The organism is Chromatium okenii (assembly GCF_002958735.1).
Taxonomy (GTDB): Bacteria; Pseudomonadota; Gammaproteobacteria; order Chromatiales; family Chromatiaceae; genus Chromatium; species Chromatium okenii_A.
The window spans coordinates 680,870-697,721 of record NZ_PPGH01000035.1 but is presented as its reverse complement, the minus strand read 5'-3'; the positions used below and the strand labels follow the sequence as shown (position 1 = coordinate 697,721).

Genomic DNA, 16,852 nt, shown 5'->3' with positions numbered 1-16,852 from the left:
CACTGCGACAAAACCACGCGCTGTTAAGGTCAATGCGCCGGCGCAGTTCAATTCCCAATCCACGTTGTAAATCAATACGTTCATGCTGTTGCGGCGCAGCGTCGTAACGCAGACGCGACCAATCAAAGTTGAATTCCAGTGACCATTTTGGCCTCGGTTCCCAGCGCAGCACTCCGCCGATGTTGTGTCGCATAAAAGCCTCGGTCGCAATTGGCGAAGCGCAGCGATCAATGCTGACGGTCAACACGCTGGAGCGCGTCGGCGACCAGTAGTGCGTCAGATCAAGACGGGTGGCAGTTTGCCAATCGGTGCGTCCGCTGGCATCAGCGCCATTTTGCATAATTTCCAATGGTTTGATGGGGTTGCGTTCGCGCATTTCGTGTTCACGCGGATCAGAACCGGGACGACCCGCCCACGGCAGCGCGGCTTGTTGATAGGCGAGCTGGCGCAATTCGCCGCTAATGCTCAGGTTGTTGCGAGCGTCGAGAATGTGATCGTAGCGCAGCATCAACGCCATTTCGTCGCGTTCATCTGCGGGAACGATACGGTCACGGTAAGCCGCAGCAGCGAGTGAAACTGTTAATAAACCAAGACCTTGTGCAATGTCATGCGCCCAATCGCTGTAGAGCGTGAGGCGCGACATCAGGTTATTTGCAGTGAAATCGCGGTTCCAACCATTGATTCCGACCGTCAACGCATCGCTGGCGTGATAAGCCGCATCTAAATCGGTGTGCACAAACGCAAAGCCTTGATTTACATTGGTTTGTGCTGGATTGGAATCGTAACCGCCGCTCACTTTGCCGCTGAAATCAAACGGCGCAGTTGCCGCAATAACGGCGGTGCTGGCGCTGAATAACAGCAAAGCGATGATTTTTTGATGCGCAAGCATGGGTTATTTCAACGCATCGCAATTCGCACTGCATCCGCAAAAAAACTAGAGCGCGTTGTTCCATGCGCCCGAACGTAATCATCAAGTTTAATCAGTAAATCATTGGGTAAACTGATATTGATTTCTTCCTGCTTTTCAAACCGCGAAATATCCACTGTTACTATTGCCCAAATCCATCCTGCAAAATCAGGATTTGCGAGATGTTCGGCAATTGGTTTCGACAATGGAATCTCGCCGCCGTCTTCAATAATACCTTCCAGATGTAAATCTATTGCTTCTAATACAGAATCCAATGCTTCATCAATCGTATCACCTGCCGAAAAGCAACCGGGCAAATCTGGTACAACAACTCCGAAAGCAGTTGTTGTAGTACTCGGTTCAATTGCAATCAAGAATCTCATCGCTTTTTCCTCTGACTTATTCGGGCATGTTGTGATGATTGCTTTTTATAGTGTTTGACTATTCATTCTCTACCTTTAATCAATTGTACCACCGGCAAATTCTGCACTGCAACCAACAGCTTGGCAATTGCATGATCGGCAGCAAAGATGCAATCTGCATATTTAAGAATAGCGGCATTATCCATTGCCGCAAGTTGCGTGATCTGCGCTGCTTCACACGCAGCGAATAACTGAATGTTGGCGTTATGCAAATCGGCAGCAAAATAGAGTTCATACACGAGCGCGTTAATTAGTTGCTCAAAACGCAGCTCGGCAGCATTCAAAATTGCAGTGACAAGTGTTTCCAGCGTTTCCTGTTGCTTCGCCGTTGCTTCGGGGATAGGAAACTGCCGCATAAATGCTGCGCTTGGTTCAAAAAACTCATTTTGTAATTTCGGCAGCAGTTGCATAAATAACCACATTACAGTTGATGAGTTGAGATAGCCCAGCAAAAATTTTGATCCGCACGGAATAATAAAAGTCTTTTGATTCGCATAAAATCTTGTTTCGTCCCAAGCAAATTGATTGCTTGAGCAAATGTTTGGATAAATAATCTTGGGCTGCTCAAATTCTTGCCAATAGGCGCAACTGCGCAACTCCCAGAAATACTTTCCTTGATCAGAACGGTTAATCATTGCTTGTCGGTAACGCTGAAAATGTGCATGTATTGCCGGATAACATTGAGCAAATAACTTTTCCGCTTCAGATTCTGATTGATTGCTCCAGTTATGCGTCACATTTTCTGATGACGGTATTTTAATTAAGTATTGATCAAGAAATGCACTTGCCAGCGTTTCACATCGCGCCCACGCAAAAACGGTTTAATCACTTCTGCCGAATTGGGATCAGCCGCAATCAAACGCGCCCGCGTTGCGCCATCAATCACAAATGCCTCATTCAATCCCGTAAGAATGCCACGATAAAAACGCCCGTGTACATATTGACCGAGCGGCGTTCCGGCTTGCCGGATTCGCGCCAACAATTGTCGTTGCAACGGCGGTTCTAATTGCCAGCCTTCATCTTTCAATTCAGCTTGCGCGACCTCAAAACTCTCAGCCGCAAACACTGCTGGAAATGTTTCAATTGGCGCTTGCTGCGCCCAATTCAACACCCGTATTTGTTCATCGGCAGCGGGTTTTATCACTTCTGCCGGACGGCGCGTTGCAATCACGATGGTTGGATACGCAATAGCGGTAAACACCGCTTCATCACCGAAATCAAGCACTTGTTGCAAGCGCGTATGTTGATTGAGCCATTTGCGCAAATTTGTTCCATATTTGGCGCGATACCATTTATTGGAAGTGATAAAAGACAACACGCCATCTGGTTTTAATAACGTCACTGCGCGTTCAAAGAAATAAACGTATAAATCCGCCGTGCCGGTAAAACAATCGTAGTTTTTCTTAAATGCGTCTTTCAGATGTTTAATGGCTTCTTGACGCACATACGGCGGATTGCCGATTACGATGTCAAAACCGCCGTTCATCTGAAACATCCACTGCGCATCAAAAAAACCAGCGGCAGTGTTTTGATCAAACGGATTCCAATGCACCAACTGCGCGACCGTTTCCGCCGCCACAAATTGATCGGCTTGTAATAACTGCGCCAATTCATCGCGTAAATCGCCAATGCGGTCGCGCCATTTGCGTTTGGTTTTACTGGTGCGAGCTGAAAAATAGTGTTCATTGGCTTGCGTCAACGCTTGTTCTGTCTCATCAATGCGCGGATCGCGTAATTCCATTTGCAGCGCGGCAATTGGCGTCAAACTATCGGCGGCGATCAATTTTGTTTCCAAATTCGGCAGTGCAGTGATGCCAAAATTATCGGCTGCTAAATCAACCTGTTGACTCACAATCAATGCAATAAAAAAGCGCATTTAGCGATTTGCACCGCAATTGGCTGTAAATCAATCCCGTGAATGCAATGATTGATAAGATAGAGTTTGCGGGTGTAATCCGCGTGATGATGAGAAAACGTGCGATCAAACTGCGCTAATTCTTCTTCCGCGTGCTGCATTTTTTCATCGCGCAATACCAGATCAGGAATGGTTTTAAGACTGTGATAATTTGCCTCTAAATGCGCCCGATTTTGCGCCCGCCACTGCGCATTATTCGGATCAAGTTTGCGCAACACCTGCACCAATTTATTTAAGACCCCCATTGGAAATGCGCCCGAACCGCAAGCGGGATCAAGAATACGCAACGCCTCAATTGCGGCAATGAGCCCCGCAGTGATTTCCGGCGCAAACGGATTGCCGTCACTGGTATAAGCCAATAACTCGCGCAATTGCTGTTTGAATGCAGCTTGATCGTCAACTGCGACCGCTTGCGCAAAATAAAGCAGCAACGCTTCATCCACCATATAATCAACCACTTCACGCGGCGTATAAAAAGAACCGGATTGTTTCCGCGCTGTGGTTTGGGTTTCCGCGTTATAACTAGCTAATAAGTTTTCAAACACCTTGCCGAGCAATTCTGGATCAAGCGCGACTTCTTCCTCCAGCGGCATATTTTCTTCCACCGTGAATTGATAACGCGCAAAGATGTCAAATAACCCGTTTACTTGATAACGTTTATTTTTAGTGCCGAGATCAGTGTTCAAATCGACATCTGCTGCGCCGTTAAAAAATACCCGATTTGGAACCATTGCCTGCGCTTCGGCGCGACGTGAAAAACCATCAATCCGCAATACCAAACCGTTGCCTTCTTGATTAGCGATTGCCTTCAATTCTGGATGCCGTTCTAAATCGCGTTCCGTCACTTCCCGATCCAAACAATCAAATAAACCACCATTCAAAAAAGGAATCTGCGCAAATAAATCTAACGCTGCCTGCGCATCGCAAAATAAATCTTTATACCGATATACTGAATGAATCAAACGATCATTTTTCATACCGCTGCCGGTTGTCGCCCATTTTCGCAATGCGCCGCGCTCAACATTCAAAGTTGCAAAAAAGAGATTTTGCAGAATTGCACAATAATAATTACCAGCGTCACCAGCAGCGGCGGGATCAGTTTTCAAGAGCATTTTTAGCGCCGTTGGATCAAATAACTCCGCTGGAATTAACTTCTTTTCTTTAATAAACCACACAAAAATCAGGCGCGTTAATAACCGAATCACTGCAACTGCGTTACGCTGCGCAACCTCGCCACCGCCACCGCGTGGAAATTGCACTTGTTTAACTGTCCAAAAATACCAACACGACAATTCCGTATAAAACCGCTGATTGAGTTTTTGAATCGACAACACCGCAATCCACGCATCATAAAGATCGCGGAAGTTTTTCGGGCGTTGTTTACGTTCACCAATTAAGGCGCTAAACGTCAACTCAGATAAAATATCCAGATGAGCGCGATGTGGTGCCGAGCAACACACATCTTTAATAACCGTGATGCGGCTATGAATCACATCACGACTGGAATCGCGCAAATTAACGCGCCGATCAATCACCGCCAAAGACAACAATTGCCCATGACGAAATAGCACAATTGCAGGCATTGGAAAGCGGCGATTGAGTTCCCGCGTGATAGATGCAAATTGCGTCCGCGACCACGTTTCACCATCCAATTTAATCGCTAAAAAAACAAAGGATTCAATCTCGCTGGGCATCAGTTGCTGCGCTTCATTGAATAAGTTTGGTGGCGTAGCCAGCACCGGAATTTCATCATCGGTTAATTGAAACAAAAACGCACAAGACAACCACTTCTCGGCATAAAGGTGACTGCGCTTAAACGACAGATTATCTGGAGATAGTCGTTCGATATTACCGAGAAATTCCTCGGCGCTATTACCAAAATCAGCAGTTTTATCGCTGTGATAACCGAGCGTATTGAATAACGCGATGGCGGCGTTTTTTAGCGGTTGCTGCGTAAACGCCAATAGTGCCGTTTGCAATGCTTGGCGACGTTCAAACCGAGGTTCTGACATGGGTGGTTATCCTGTTGACTGAATCTGTTTAACTTGCAAAACTTTGATATTTATTTGCTATAATTTATCCATGAACAGCAAACACCGCAAAACGTTAGAAGCCATTTTCGCCAAGCCAACGAGTGCTAACCTAGAATGGGCGCGGATTGAAATGCTATTTATTGCCATTGGTTGCCAATTGATTGAAGGACGCGGCTCACGGGTGCGCTTTGTATACGGCAACCATGTGGGCACTTTTCACCGACCGCATCCCGCAAAAGAAGCTAAAGCATACCAAGTTGAAGCAGCTTGTACTTTTTTAACACTCATAGGAATTACACCATGAATCGCTGGACATATAAAGGCTACAGCGCCCGCATTGAGTTTGATGAACGCGATGACCTTCTAATTGGTCACTTAGTTGGACTGACTGATATTGTGAGCTTTCATGCTGATACCGTTGCTGATTTACGTTTTGCATTCATTGAAGCCGTCGATGATTATTTAGAAACCTGTCAAAAAATTGGCAAAACACCGCAAAAAGGCGTTGAGCATCAAATAACAGTAATAGAACCATGTCGCAAAACAGTATGCGAATTAGCAAAATGAGTAATCAATCACGCAAAATATCATTCAGCGGATTGATTTCCGTGCAATATGTTTGACGCATCATCGCCTCACCTTCCGCACGAGAAACATCGCGCTCTCCAATTTTCCATATACCGGTTTCAAAAAAATCATCAGTTAATTCTGGCGCATCATCGGGATCAACCCAAGATTCCGTAACATTCAATTTCGCGCTCATTCGCTTTCCTCATGCTAATAGTACGGCAACAGAGTTGGGTTGACAGCGTCAACCCAACCTACAATTAAGCTGCTTCAGCAATGCGCCGCGAGTTTTTAATCGTTACCGTTGGATCAGGATTACTCATTGGAATTGGCAAATCGTTTTCTTTTAACACTAAAAGATGTTCATCTATTTCAGAAATTGCTTGTGTGATGCAATTTTCAATAGAGCATCCAACGCCGGTAAACCCCTGAAGATCGGGAGAATAAAAAGAAAAAAACTCAGGGTCTTCTGTTGCTTCAATAACTAGCTTGTATTTCAGATTGAGCATCACATCTCACCAAATACTATTTAACCACCAACCACGTCACGAGGTCAAAATCAGTGGCGGCAGCGATTAACTGACCACCCCGACTTGCAAACAGATTACCAGAATTTTTTTCATTAAACTGTTTTGCATTGCCGCCACTGCTTTAATCAACAGCGCGTTATATTTTGACATCTCTTGACCATGCTGCGTTTCAGCATCAAACAAATCACACAATTGAGCATAGGGTTTTGTTTGACCTCCCACACTCAGCGCCCGCCAAATCTCCAATATCTGTTTTGGTTTGATGAAGTTATAGCCCACCTTGCCATTGTCATGAACATAAACTAAAAAATAAGGATGTAATGGATTGACTGCATTCGCATCATCTCCAGCCAATCGCTGCCGCAAACAAAAGATCACACCGGGTTGAATTGACGGATAATCGGCGCACACTGGAACCACTGCATATAAACCTAGCGGCGCATCTTGTAATAGAACTAAATTAGCCTGAATATAACTATTTAATTCCATCCGAAAATCATCCAGTGTAAATGCAGTGAGCGTCACAGATTCGTTAAAATCCTCCAAATCTAATACTTCATCTTTCAGGCGCTTTAATTGTTTATCACGATAATTTAAATCATCTTTCGCTAATTTGCGTAAATCTTCTGGAAGCAAGATATTATCTTCTGTTGTTGCGGCAATATCGACCAATGCCATTCGCGCTTCCACACGATTTTTCAGATTAATATATTGATTCAAATCATGTGTTGGCCAAAAATTGGTTAACTGAATTTCAGTATTCAAACTGCCGATGCGATCAATGCGCCCAAAGCGTTGAATAATTCGTACTGGATTCCAATGAATATCGTAATTCACTAACAAACCACAATCTTGTAGATTCTGCCCTTCAGAAATACAATCGGTTGCAATTAAAATATCTATTTCTTCATCTTGCGATAGCGTGGTGAATTGTTCGCGTCGTTTTGCACGTGGCGCAAAGTGAATTAAAATTTGTGTAAAATCTGGATTACCCAAGGTTGTACGATTTGGTTTAGAACCACCAGAAACCAATGCAATATGCACTTTAAGCGAATTCTTAACCCATGTTTCCAGCGCATCATAAAGATAACTAGCGGTATCAGCAAAGGCGCAAAAAATTAACACTTTGCGATTTTTTTCTCCGTTGCGATTTGTGGTTGGATGCGTCACTTTTTCTAAAATGATCTCTTTCAGTTTCGCTAACTTTTCATCGCGTTCAATTGTGACTGCCTGCGCAGTATTGGCTAATGACGATAACTGCTGTTTATCAGCGGCTAAATCACTTAACCATGCCGCAATATCTAAATGCGCCATCTGAAACTTGAGTTTGCCGCCAACCTGAAAGGCTTCTGCAAGTTCATCGTCTTCTTCGTCAAGTTCATCAATTTGTACTGATATTTCTGCTTGCTGATCCTGCGCTTGAAATTGCAGCAAACGCTGTTCAAGTTGTTCAATTTTTTCAACAGTACGCTGCATCGTAATCGCAAAAGAAAACACCGAACTTTCTAAACGTTTCAGAAAATTAACTTTCATCATGCCAATTAAAAAAGTTTCACGGGTTTTCTGCGTAAAGTTTAATTGCTTATACGGGGCATAATGTTTTTCAGAATCTGGCAATACATAATACGCGGGATTAAACAGCGACAATTTGTAACCACTAATATCTTCACTCAGTTTTTGATACGACGGAAACTGCCGCTGCAAATCAATCTCAGGAAAAATAGAATCCGGTTTTTTGCGCTGTGGAAATTGTCCAATTTGAGCAATTGATGCCTGATAATGCTTGTGCAAATGCTGGCGTGAACGGGCAATCGTTAATTCATCTAAAAGCGTAAAAAATCCTACAGATAACTTAGCCATTAACGCATTGGCATTTTTTTCATTACCACTGTCATTGGCATTTTGATTATCGCTGCGTTTGGGCTGCGCCCATTCTATAAACGCTTTTTGTGCAACTGCCAAAGTTTCTTTAATACTGCGAATGCCAAACGCTTTGGCAAAAGCATCATCGCGCCCTTCAGTAATGAGATAAATCTGGTTTCTTAAATCGTTTAAATCATTATTTACTGGTGTTGCCGATAACAACAGCACCCGCGTTTTGATGCCAGATTTGACGATGTCTTCCAATAACCGTTCATAACGGCTTTTACGCATGATGCGACCGCTATCATCACGTTTGCTGCGCAGAGCATTCCGAAAATGATGTGATTCATCAATCACAATCAAATCAAATTGATTCCAGTTAAATGTCGCTAAATCGACGCCATCCACTTTGCCACCGGAACGCGACAAATCGGTATGCGATAAAACCGTATATGCAAAACGATCTCGCAAAAAAGGGTTTAATTCACTGTTATTTTGTGCCAGATAAACAGTCCAATTCTCTCGCAAACGTTTCGGGCAAAGCACCAGCACCCGTTGATTGCGCAATTCATGGTATTTAATCACCGCCAGCGCAGTATAGGTTTTACCTAAACCCACGCTATCCGCCAAAATACAGCCATTGTGTGCATTAATTTTGCGCAATGCACCTTTGACACCATCGCGTTGAAAATCAAATAATACTTGCCAAATCGCGGAATCAACCAGCGCGGTTTGTTCAAATAAAGCAGCATCGCGTTCTTGACTGATTAAAAACCGTTCAAAGACATGATATAGTGTTTTGTAATAAATAAACTCAGCGTTATGATTGACATAAAGCTGTTCTAAATAACGCAGCACGGCATCTTTCACATCAACAACCAATTGTTGATTTTTCCAAAGTTCATCAAACCACGTTTTAAATCGGCGCGATCGCGGTCGCCATCAACAATTAAGTTTAATTCAATGTTTGGCGTAGCAGATAAACCCAAACCACGCTGCGTAAAATTAGAACTGCCCAATAACGCATGTTCCCGATGTCCATCATGAATATGATACAGTTTGCCATGTAATAAATTCGCGTGCCGCATAGAACGAATTTCAACCTTTTCTCGTATCCAATCAGCACAGCGCCGTGCCACATCGCGTTGGCGTAAGCGATTGGCTAAATCTAAACCTTCATCTGCAATGTTGAAATACTTTTTATCATTTTTATTCGGATCAAGCGCGGTAATAAAACTGGGCTCACCAAAAAAAAACGCAAATGTTGGATTTGATCTAATTCCGTCGCCAGCGCGTCATAAGCGTAAATGGTAAAATAGGCGGAAACGATGGCTAATTGACTGTTAGCGGTCACATGCTGCGATAAAAAATCAATGACTTTTCCGCGCTGATGATTATCACGAATGCCGTGCAATGTGGGTGCTGAAGATGGCTGTTTCGACATGATTGAGAATTCCTGATTGATCCAATTATTAACAAGCACTGTTGATTGCCGCGTTATGACTTTCAATTAATTGCACCACCGGCAATTGTTGCACTTCTAATAACAATTTAGCAATCGGATGAGTCGCAGCAAAAATGCGATTTACGAATTGACTGATAGCGACATTATCCATTGCCGCAAGTTGCGTGATCTGCGCATTTTCACACATAGCAAAGATGTGAATGTTGGCGTGATGTAATTCAGCAGGAAAATAGAGTTCATAAACGAGCGCGTTAATCAGTTGCTCAAACCGCAATTCGGCAGCATTCAAAATTGTGGTTACGAGTGTTTCTAAAACTAACTTTTGCTGATCTGATGCCGCAGGAATAGGAAACTGGCTGATATACATGGGCTTGAATTCAAAAAATCCGTTCGCTTTACTGGCACATAATCGCTGAATCCACCACCACGACAGACGAGAATTTAACACCGCCAGTAAATAACGCCAATCGGTTGCAACAATAATGCTAGTTTTATCGTTGCTATAAAAACCGTTAAGATCGGCTGCATAATTCACAGTATTTGTAATTGCAGGCACGATGATTTTTGGTTGCGCAAATTCTTCCCAATATGCAGTACTGGTTTGCAGTTCAAACCATTCATAATGACCCGCTGCCCGTCCAAACCAATCGCCATCCCAATCCGCTGGTTTTGGCATTAACTGCGCCTTAAATTGTTCCAAATGCGCAGCAATTGCTGGATAATTTTCTATTGGAAAAGGTCGCCGCGTAAAAATCAGCCATAAATCCGGCGACACCACTTGCCAACGTTTTACATCGCGCCCGCGCAATAATGGTTTAATCACTTCTGCCGAATTGGGATCAGCCGCAATTAAACGCGCCCGCGTTGCGCCATCAATCACAAATGCCTCATTCAATCCGGTTTTAATGCCATAATAAAAACGCCCGCGCACAGTTTGACCGAGCGGCGTTCCGGCTTGTTGAATTCGCGCTAATAATTGCCGTTGCAATGGCGGTTCTAATTGCCAGCCTTCATCTTTCAATTCTGCTTGCGCGACCTCAAAACTCTCAGCCGCAAACACTGCCGGAAATGTTTCAATTGGCGATTGCTGCGCCCAATTCAACATCCGTATTTGTTCATCGGCAGCGGGTTTTATCACTTCTTCCGGACGGCGCGTTGCAATCACGATGGTTGGATACGCAATAGCGGTAAACACCGCTTCATCACCGAAATCAAGCAATTGTTGTAAGCGTGTGTGCAGATTCAACCATTGGCGCAATTTTGTTCCATATTTGGCGCGATACCATTTATTGGAAGTAATAAACGACAACACGCCATTTGGTTTTAATAACGTCACCGCCCGTTCAAAGAAATAAACGTATAAATCTGCTGTGCCGGTAAAACAAGCGTAGTTTTTCTTAAATGATTCTTTTAGATGTTTAATCGCTTCTTGACGCACATACGGCGGATTGCCGATCACGATGTCAAAACCGCTATTTATTTGGAACATCCACTGCTTGACCGTTTCCGCTGCCGCAAATTGATCGGATTGTAATAACTGCACCAATTTATCGCGTAACTTTATTTGCAATGCCGCAATTGGCATTAAACTATCGGTGGCGATCAATTTCGTTTCCAAATTCGGCAGCGCCGTAATACCAAAATTGTCGGCTGTCAAATCAACCTGTTGATTCACAAGCAATGCCATAAAAAAGCGCAGCTTGGTGATTTGTACTGCAATTGGCTGTAAATCAATTCCGTAAATGCAATGATTGATAAGATAGCGTTTGCGAGTGTAATCCGCTCGCCACTGCGCATTATTCGGATCAAGTTTGCGCAATACCTGCACCAATTTATTTAAAACACCCATTGGAAATGCGCCCGAACCGCAAGCGGGATCAAGAATGCGCAGCGCCTCAATTGCCGCAATGAGCGCCGCAGTGATTTCCGGCGCAAACGGATTGCCGTCACTGGTATAAGCCAATAACTCGCGCAATTGCTGTTTGAATGCAGCTTGATCGTCAACCGTGACCGCTTGTGCAAAATAAAGCAGCAACGCTTCATCGACCATATAATCCACCACTTCACGCGGCGTATAAAAAGAACCGGATTGTTTCCGCGCTGTGGTTTGGGTTTCTGCGTTATAACTTGCTAATAAGTTTTCAAATACTTTACCGAGCATTTCTGGATCAAGCGCGACTTCTTCCTCCAGCGGCATATTTTCCTCAACCGTGAATTGATAACGCGCAAAGATGTCAAATAAGCCGTTTACGTTGTAACGTTTATTTTTAGTGCCGAGATCGGCATTCAAATCTGCATCTCCCGCGCCGTTAAAAAATACGCGATTCGGAAAAATTGCTTGCAACGCAAAATTATTTTCTAAATCGTGTGTTGTCGATTCCATATCCAAACACTCAAATAAACCGCTATTTAAAAAAGGAATACGCGCAAATAAATCTAATGCCGCTGGTGCGTCGCAAAATAAGTTTTTATAACGATAACCATTCATGCCGCTGCCGGTTGTTGCCCATTTCCGCAATGCGCCGCGTTTGACAGTCAAAGTCGCAAAAAAGAGATTTTGTAGAATTGCACAATAATAATTGCCCGCGTCACCAGCAGCGGCGGGATCAGTTTTCAAGAGCGTTTTTAGCGCCGCCGGATCAAATAACTCCGCTGGAACTAACTTCTTTTCTTTAATAAACCACACAAAAATCAGGCGCGTTAATAAGCGAATCACCGCAACTGCATTGCGCTGCTCAACATTTGCACCACCGCCGGACGGAAATTGCACTTGTTTTAATGTCCAAAAATACCAATACGACAATTCCGTATAAAACCGCTGATTGAGTTTTTGAATCGACAACACGGCAATCCACGCATCATAAAGATCGCGGAAATTTGCCGGGCGCTGTTTGCGTTCACCAATTAAGTTGCTAAACGTCAATTCAGATAAAATATCGAGATGAGCGCGATGTGGTGTCGAGCAACACACATCTTTAATGACCGTGATGCGGCTGTGAATTACCTCACGATTGGAATCACGCCGATCAATGACCGCCAAAGATAGGAATTGACCATGACGAAACAGCACGATTGCGGGCATGGGAAAGCGGCAATTGAGTTCTCGCGTGATAGATGCAAATTGCGTTCGTGACCACGTTTCCCCGCTCAAATCAACTGCTAAAAAAACAAAAGATTCAATTTGTTTAAGCGGGAATTGCAGCCTGTTATTCGTTTGAATTTCATCATCGGTTAATTGAAATAAAAACGCACAAGACAACCACTGATCGGCAGCCAATTGAGCGCGATTAAAAGGCGGATAGTTTGGAGCTTGCTGTTCGATATAGGTGAGAAAGTCATCGGCGCTATTACCAAAATCAGCGGTTTTATCGCTGTGATAACCGAGCGTATTTAATAGCTTAATTGCAGCGATTTTGAGCGGTTGCTGCGTAAAAGATAACAGTGCAGTTTTAATTGCTTTGCGACGTTCAAAACGGGGTTCTGACATGGATTGGTGATCTGTTTTAAGTCGTAGGTTGGGTTGACACCGTCAATCCAACCCACAATTAAGCTGCTGTTATTTATTCTGTCCAGTCTGCTGGGCGTAATTGATCAGGGCGCAATTGCGGAGTGAAATACACATCAGCGTCATCAAGATCAACAGGTTCACCATCGCCATTGACTAAGGCTTGATCGTAATCTTTCCAGCCGCGCAATCCGGTTTTTAATGAAGCGACATGCTGATAACCCAGCACGGTAAGCGAATGCGCTGCTAATACGCTGCGATAACCGGAGCGGCAAATCACGACGATTTCACGCGCTCGCGCTTTCACCAATTCTGGCAAAGTTTCTTCATAATCCCATTCACACGCAGATTCTAAAATGCCACGTGGCACATTCAATGATCCGGCAAGGTGCATCGCAGCAAATTCATCCGGTTCGCGCACATCAAGCAGTAATAACTCAGGATTCTGAGCGAGACGTTCTTCTAAATCCCACGGCATGATTTCTTGAATATCGCTCAAGCAGCTTTTCATCAATTCCAGAAAGTTTTTCATTGGTTTTTTCCGTTGTCTTCATTCAGTCATGGTCAATAAAAAAGGTCAGGTAAATTGCGCAGCGGCAATACAGGCCTGACCCAGTGATAACCCGCCATCATTAGCGGGAATTTGTCGATGCAATAATACTTGCAAGCCAGTTTTCATTAGCGCAGTGCTGACAGTTTCTAATAGGATGCGGTTTTGCCATACGCCGCCGGAAAGTGCGACTGTATCCAAATGATGTTGGGCAGTTAAATCGCAGGATAATGCAATGATGCTATTGCTAAATCCAATATGAAAACGCGCCGCAATGTGCTCGCGGGCGACGCCATGCGCGAGATCATTCAATAGCGCCGTCCATAATGGCGCGGGATCAAGTTGAATCGCGCTCGGCGTCGTCACCTGCGCCAGCAAATAACCCGCGCCAGCCGTTGATAGCGCATTCGTCGCCAAGGTTTCGAGGGCAATTGCGGCCTGACCTTCGTAATTGACGCGCTCATTGCCTGCGCCGAGCGCCGCAGCGACGGCATCGCACAGTCGCCCAGCCGAACTGGTGCGCGGTGCGTTGATGCCTCGCGCCAGCATTTGCGTTAATAAATCAAGCGGTTGCGCCAGCAACCCGCGCACAATCGGCAATTGCGGATGACGGGCGCGGAGCGTTTCCCAGAGTCCGGCGCTTACCAATTGCGCGTATAAGTGACGCCACGGCTCGCGGATTGCCTGCACTCCGCCGGGCAGCGCAACCGGTTTGAGATGTGCAACCCGCTGATACGATTGATAATCGCCAATTAAAAATTCTCCGCCCCACAGCGTTCCGTCCGTTCCGTAACCCAAACCATCCAACAGAATGCCGAGCACTGCGCCAGCCGTGCGCGGTCTGCCGTGGTCAGCGAGCACGGCAGCCAGATGCGCGTGATGATGTTGCACGTTAATCAACGGCAATTCGGCGTTGCTCGCCCACTCGCGCCCAAAGTGGCTGGCGTGATAATCAGGATGTAAATCAATCGCTAATACTTCCGGCTGATGCTGCACCAGCGCCAGCATTTCCGTGATCTGCTGGCGATAAGCCCGCGCAGTGCCCGCGTCGCCGAGATCGCCAAGATGTGGCGATAAAATTGCTTGCCCGTCACGGGTGAGACAAAAGGTGTTTTTCAATTCGCTGCCAAACGCGAGCACGGCTGGCGCGTCGGCAAATCCTGCCGGTAATGGCAACGGCGCTGGTGCAAAACCTCGCGCTCGCCGCAGCAATCGTGGCGCTCCGGCCACCACGCGCAGCAGTGAATCGTCGGCGCGATGCACGATTTCCCGATCATGCAGCAACAGCGCGTCGGCGACCGTTACCAAACGGTTCAACGCCTCAGCATTGCGCAAACACGGCGGTTCGTCATTGAGATTGCCGCTGGTCATCACGAGCGGTTGCGCCCAGTCCGCCAGCAGCAGGTGATGAAGTGGACTCGACGGCAGCATCATGCCGAGCGTGGTTTGTTCTGGCGCGAGTGCGGCAGCGAGCGGTGCGGCATCGGGACGCAGTTGGAGCAACAGGATCGGCGCAGCAGAACTGGTGAGCGCGGCGCATTCCTCAGCATTGAGTTGGCAATAACGACCGATGACTGCCAAATCGCGTGCCATCAGCGCCAGCGGTTTTTCTGGGCGACGTTTGCGGCGGCGCAATTCAGCAACCGCAGCATCATTGGTTGCTGCGCAAGCCAGTTGAAAACCGCCGACACCTTTAATCGCCACAATTTGCCCAGCGGCGAGCAGACGGCTGGCGCTCTGCATGGGATCATCAGCGGGATCAAGCACTTGCCCAGCGCGATCCACCAGCCACACTCGCGGTCCGCAGTTCGCGCAAGCAATCGGCTGGGCATGAAAACGCCGATCAGCGGGATTGGCATATTCCGCTGCGCAGTGTGGACAGAGCGCAAATGCTGCCATGCTGGTATTAGCGCGGTCGTAAGGAAGGCGATGCACGATGCTCAAACGCGGGCCGCAATGGGTGCAATTAGTGAAGGCGTAACGGTAACGGCGATTGGCTGCGGTGCGGATGTCCGCGAGACAGGCGGCGCAAGGCGCAGCGTCAGGCACGATGCTGGTGCGAATCGCGGTGCTGGCGCTGGACGCAATGACAAATTCCGCAGCAATCAATACAGTGGATTGCGCAGTGCGTTCAATCCGTTCAATCCGCGCCAATGGTGGACATTCGGTGATTAACTGCGCACAAAATTGTTCCAATGCCGCAAGTGTTGCGGCTTGCGCCATAATCAACACGCCAGCGCCGTCATTGCGCACTTCGCCAGTAATGCCGCAGTCGTGCGCGACTCGCCACACGGTGGGACGAAATCCGACGCCTTGCACCAAACCATAAACGCGAATGTGTTCAGTAAATCGGGTTTTTTCAATTAATTCCGTCTTTAAACCAGAGACGTTGGAGCGAATTTTGAAAGAGTAATCATGTATTTTTTCATCTAAAATTCGATAGTCTTAGCGGTTAGGCAGTTAAAAAAGTTGTCAATTGTCGGTTGTCAGTAAAAACCGCGTTGTTACCGACAATTGACAACTTTTTTCATTTAACGAGATTTTCCAATGAAATATCCAGAACAGCGTTTAAATGTCCTATTCGTGTGCATGGGCAATATCTGCCGCTCGCCCACTGCGGAAGGTGTTTTTCGCAAACTATTAAAAGACCATGATGTAGAGCATCTCATTGGCGTCGATTCCGCTGGAACTCATGCTTATCATCTTGGCGAACGCCCCGATCAACGCGCTTGCGAAACAGCCCGCGCACGAGGAGTTGAGATTCGTGATTTACGCGCTCGGCGTGTGACCGCTGAGGATTTCGAGCGATTTGATTACATTCTGGCAATGGACGAGGACAACGCTGCCAATCTGCGTGATCTTTGTCCACCAAATATGACGGAAAAAATAAAGTTATTCATGGACTTTGCGCCAGAGCAACAGGTGCGCGATGTGCCTGATCCGTATTACGGCGGACAACGTGGATTTGAGCGGGTATTTGATTTGGTCACTGCGGCAGCGCAGGGATTATTCGCTGAACTCAATGCGCATCTCAGCGATTAAAAGTAGCACAGCATAATTTAGGCAATGACGGTGCAACTCAATTACCGTGATAT

The 16,852-nt window shown here is 46.0% G+C and carries 16 protein-coding genes; 3 read left to right on the top strand and 13 right to left on the bottom strand.

What is annotated here, in order from left to right:
- The 5 genes from CXB77_RS11645 to CXB77_RS11625 all read right to left on the bottom strand — a co-directional run.
- Window positions 1–889: hypothetical protein (locus CXB77_RS11645; protein ID WP_146108802.1), on the bottom strand; the 889-nt coding region annotated here is incomplete at its 3' end.
- Between the two features lie 8 nt (window positions 890–897).
- The gene (locus CXB77_RS11640) at window positions 898–1,290 is read right to left on the bottom strand and encodes a type II toxin-antitoxin system HicB family antitoxin (RefSeq protein ID WP_105074000.1); all 393 of its coding nucleotides are present in this window, start codon (window positions 1,288–1,290) and stop codon (window positions 898–900) included.
- Window positions 1,291–1,352: 62 nt separating this feature from the next.
- A complete protein-coding gene (locus CXB77_RS11635; RefSeq protein WP_105074066.1) occupies window positions 1,353–1,964 on the bottom strand; it encodes a TaqI-like C-terminal specificity domain-containing protein in 612 nt (203 codons plus the stop codon).
- Between the two features lie 125 nt (window positions 1,965–2,089).
- Window positions 2,090–3,205 carry an Eco57I restriction-modification methylase domain-containing protein gene (locus tag CXB77_RS11630; RefSeq protein ID WP_105073999.1) on the bottom strand — a complete coding sequence of 372 codons (1,116 nt, stop codon included), beginning with the start codon at window positions 3,203–3,205 and terminating at the stop codon, window positions 2,090–2,092.
- Window positions 3,184–5,256 (bottom strand): SAM-dependent DNA methyltransferase, encoded by a 2,073-nt coding sequence (locus tag CXB77_RS11625; protein ID WP_105073998.1) that lies wholly within the window; start codon window positions 5,254–5,256, stop codon window positions 3,184–3,186. The genes CXB77_RS11630 and CXB77_RS11625 overlap by 22 nt, the downstream gene beginning before the upstream one ends.
- A 70-nt stretch (window positions 5,257–5,326) precedes the next feature.
- On the opposite strand from CXB77_RS11625, the gene CXB77_RS11620 reads away from it, so the two are divergent.
- Both CXB77_RS11620 and CXB77_RS11615 read left to right on the top strand, forming a co-directional pair.
- Window positions 5,327–5,581 (top strand): type II toxin-antitoxin system HicA family toxin, encoded by a 255-nt coding sequence (locus tag CXB77_RS11620; protein ID WP_105073997.1) that lies wholly within the window; start codon window positions 5,327–5,329, stop codon window positions 5,579–5,581.
- Window positions 5,578–5,844, top strand: coding sequence for a type II toxin-antitoxin system HicB family antitoxin (locus tag CXB77_RS11615; protein WP_105073996.1), 267 nt, complete (start codon window positions 5,578–5,580; stop codon window positions 5,842–5,844). The genes CXB77_RS11620 and CXB77_RS11615 overlap by 4 nt, the downstream gene beginning before the upstream one ends.
- Before the next feature lie 4 nt (window positions 5,845–5,848).
- On the opposite strand, the gene CXB77_RS11610 is transcribed toward CXB77_RS11615, so the two are convergent.
- The 8 genes from CXB77_RS11610 to hypF all read right to left on the bottom strand — a co-directional run bounded on the left by CXB77_RS11610 (window position 5,849) and on the right by hypF (window position 16,094).
- On the bottom strand, window positions 5,849–6,040 hold the full coding sequence (locus CXB77_RS11610) for a hypothetical protein (RefSeq protein WP_105073995.1): 192 nt from the start codon (window positions 6,038–6,040) through the stop codon (window positions 5,849–5,851).
- Window positions 6,041–6,104: 64 nt separating this feature from the next.
- A complete protein-coding gene (locus tag CXB77_RS11605; protein WP_105073994.1) occupies window positions 6,105–6,353 on the bottom strand; it encodes a type II toxin-antitoxin system HicB family antitoxin in 249 nt (82 codons plus the stop codon).
- Between the two features lie 66 nt (window positions 6,354–6,419).
- Window positions 6,420–9,119: a DEAD/DEAH box helicase gene (locus CXB77_RS11600; protein ID WP_197711043.1), complete on the bottom strand. Its 2,700-nt coding sequence runs from the start codon at window positions 9,117–9,119 to the stop codon at window positions 6,420–6,422.
- A complete protein-coding gene (locus CXB77_RS20360; RefSeq protein ID WP_277949400.1) occupies window positions 9,104–9,424 on the bottom strand; it encodes a phospholipase D-like domain-containing protein in 321 nt (106 codons plus the stop codon). The genes CXB77_RS11600 and CXB77_RS20360 overlap by 16 nt, the downstream gene beginning before the upstream one ends.
- The gene (locus CXB77_RS20355) at window positions 9,406–9,681 is read right to left on the bottom strand and encodes a hypothetical protein (RefSeq protein WP_197711041.1); all 276 of its coding nucleotides are present in this window, start codon (window positions 9,679–9,681) and stop codon (window positions 9,406–9,408) included. Before CXB77_RS20355 ends, CXB77_RS20360 begins: the two co-directional genes overlap by 19 nt.
- Before the next feature lie 28 nt (window positions 9,682–9,709).
- Window positions 9,710–13,189, bottom strand: coding sequence for an Eco57I restriction-modification methylase domain-containing protein (locus CXB77_RS11595; protein ID WP_105073993.1), 3,480 nt, complete (start codon window positions 13,187–13,189; stop codon window positions 9,710–9,712).
- Between the two features lie 73 nt (window positions 13,190–13,262).
- Window positions 13,263–13,739: a rhodanese-like domain-containing protein gene (locus CXB77_RS11590; RefSeq protein WP_105073992.1), complete on the bottom strand. Its 477-nt coding sequence runs from the start codon at window positions 13,737–13,739 to the stop codon at window positions 13,263–13,265.
- 45 nt (window positions 13,740–13,784) lie between these two features.
- Window positions 13,785–16,094: a carbamoyltransferase HypF gene (gene hypF, locus CXB77_RS11585; protein WP_347338122.1), complete on the bottom strand. Its 2,310-nt coding sequence runs from the start codon at window positions 16,092–16,094 to the stop codon at window positions 13,785–13,787.
- Between the two features lie 210 nt (window positions 16,095–16,304).
- On the opposite strand from hypF, the gene CXB77_RS11580 reads away from it, so the two are divergent.
- Window positions 16,305–16,799 (top strand): low molecular weight protein-tyrosine-phosphatase, encoded by a 495-nt coding sequence (locus CXB77_RS11580; protein WP_105073990.1) that lies wholly within the window; start codon window positions 16,305–16,307, stop codon window positions 16,797–16,799.
- Window positions 16,800–16,852: the final 53 nt, after the last annotated feature.

Excerpts from the sequence above, each read along its gene's own strand:
- CXB77_RS11595 (WP_105073993.1), bottom strand. The coding sequence starts at position 13,189 with ATGTCAGAACCCCGTTTTGAACGTCGCAAAGCAATTAAAACTGCACTG.
- CXB77_RS20355 (WP_197711041.1), bottom strand. The coding sequence starts at position 9,681 with ATGTCGAAACAGCCATCTTCAGCACCCACATTGCACGGCATTCGTGAT.
- CXB77_RS11610 (WP_105073995.1), bottom strand. The coding sequence starts at position 6,040 with ATGAGCGCGAAATTGAATGTTACGGAATCTTGGGTTGATCCCGATGAT.
- CXB77_RS11630 (WP_105073999.1), bottom strand. The coding sequence starts at position 3,205 with ATGCGCTTTTTTATTGCATTGATTGTGAGTCAACAGGTTGATTTAGCA.
- CXB77_RS11590 (WP_105073992.1), bottom strand. The coding sequence starts at position 13,739 with ATGAAAAACTTTCTGGAATTGATGAAAAGCTGCTTGAGCGATATTCAA.
- CXB77_RS11580 (WP_105073990.1), top strand. The coding sequence starts at position 16,305 with ATGAAATATCCAGAACAGCGTTTAAATGTCCTATTCGTGTGCATGGGC.
- CXB77_RS11615 (WP_105073996.1), top strand. The coding sequence starts at position 5,578 with ATGAATCGCTGGACATATAAAGGCTACAGCGCCCGCATTGAGTTTGAT.
- CXB77_RS11640 (WP_105074000.1), bottom strand. The coding sequence starts at position 1,290 with ATGAGATTCTTGATTGCAATTGAACCGAGTACTACAACAACTGCTTTC.
- CXB77_RS11620 (WP_105073997.1), top strand. The coding sequence starts at position 5,327 with ATGAACAGCAAACACCGCAAAACGTTAGAAGCCATTTTCGCCAAGCCA.
- CXB77_RS11625 (WP_105073998.1), bottom strand. The coding sequence starts at position 5,256 with ATGTCAGAACCTCGGTTTGAACGTCGCCAAGCATTGCAAACGGCACTA.
- CXB77_RS11635 (WP_105074066.1), bottom strand. The coding sequence starts at position 1,964 with ATGATTAACCGTTCTGATCAAGGAAAGTATTTCTGGGAGTTGCGCAGT.
- CXB77_RS11605 (WP_105073994.1), bottom strand. The coding sequence starts at position 6,353 with ATGCTCAATCTGAAATACAAGCTAGTTATTGAAGCAACAGAAGACCCT.